Origin of the sequence: Brevibacterium iodinum ATCC 49514, assembly GCF_900169265.1 — a bacterium.
Taxonomy (GTDB): Bacteria; Actinomycetota; Actinomycetes; order Actinomycetales; family Brevibacteriaceae; genus Brevibacterium; species Brevibacterium iodinum.
In genome coordinates this window covers 1-1,077 of sequence record NZ_FXYX01000063.1, presented here as the reverse complement: position 1 = coordinate 1,077, position 1,077 = coordinate 1, and the positions used below count along the sequence as shown (strand labels likewise).

Genomic DNA, 1,077 nt, shown 5'->3' with positions numbered 1-1,077 from the left:
GAAGGCGCCCGGCACTCAGCCGATCAGGGCCTGCCCGATGCCGGCCGCCTCGGCGAGGGCCAGCGGACCTTCCTCGAACTCGACGCCCGGCACGCGCTTCCGCACCCCGAGCTCAATACCACCCTGCCGACCGGCGGAGAGAAGGCGGTCGCCGAGTCGACCCGCACGGTGCTCGGCACGAACGGTCAGCGCACGGACGTCCCGGTCGTCGTCCTCGAAGATCAAGCGCCCAACGCCGCAGGCGTGGGACCGGCGATCATCGAAGGCCCGTTCTTCACCGCCCGGGTGCCCGAGGACTGGGAGTTCGTCGTCTCCGATACCGGCGACCTCCTGCTCAACGACCGCGCCTGACCTGGCCCCGATCGCAGGGCCATCTGGGCGGTCACGGAGGGCCGCCTCGGCGCTCATCAATTCCGCAGACCCATTCAATGACGAACTGGAAGGAAACAGTGCAATGAAAGTCCCGATGACGGAATACCTCTACATCGACCTCGAGAGCGAACGCTGGCAGTGCCGCGTCTGCGCTCACGACCTCGGCGATGCACGGGGGAACTACAAGGAAGGCACGCTGGTCTACGACCGCAACCCCGAGGAGATCCACTCCCCGCACATCGACCCGACGAAGTACAAATACACCTTCTCGCCCGACCCGGGATTCTGCCGGATCCTCGAATACTGCTGCCCGGGCTGCGGAACGCAGATCGAAGCGGAGTACCTGCCGCCCGGCCACCCGCCGACGGTCGACATGATCTGGGACATCGACTCCCTCAAGGAACGATGGGCTCGCTTCGGTGAGAACGCCGTCGATGTCATCAACTACGGACCCGACGAGAACGCCCTCGCCGACCTGCGTCCACGCTACGACGAGGCGGCCACTGCCCCGGCCGCACAGAGCTGAACCGGAGACTCGACATGAAACGCATATCAGTAGACATCGGCGGTACCTTCACGGACTGCTTCTTCGCCTGGGACGAGCACTACATCGAGTCTAAGGCACTGACCACCCATCACAACCTCGCGCTCGGGTTCAACTCGGCACTCGACAACGCCTGCGAGGCGGCCGGCCTGACCCGTGAG

At 65.5% G+C, this 1,077-nt stretch carries 2 protein-coding genes and 1 pseudogene; all 3 read left to right on the top strand.

Annotated elements, in window-relative coordinates; genetic code table 11:
- Window positions 1-351 (top strand): annotated as a pseudogene (locus BI49514_RS16645) (hypothetical protein); the annotation flags it as partial.
- A 103-nt stretch (window positions 352-454) separates the two neighbouring features.
- Window positions 455-898 (top strand): acetone carboxylase subunit gamma, encoded by a 444-nt coding sequence (locus BI49514_RS16215; protein ID WP_098730830.1) that lies wholly within the window; start codon window positions 455-457, stop codon window positions 896-898.
- A gap of 14 nt (window positions 899-912) precedes the next feature.
- Window positions 913-1,077 (top strand): hydantoinase/oxoprolinase N-terminal domain-containing protein (locus BI49514_RS16210; RefSeq protein ID WP_145996253.1); only part of this gene is annotated, 165 nt, incomplete at its 3' end.

Bases quoted from the DNA above. Each gene is read 5' to 3' on its own strand.
- BI49514_RS16215 (WP_098730830.1), top strand. From the start codon at position 455: ATGAAAGTCCCGATGACGGAATACCTCTACATCGACCTCGAGAGCGAA.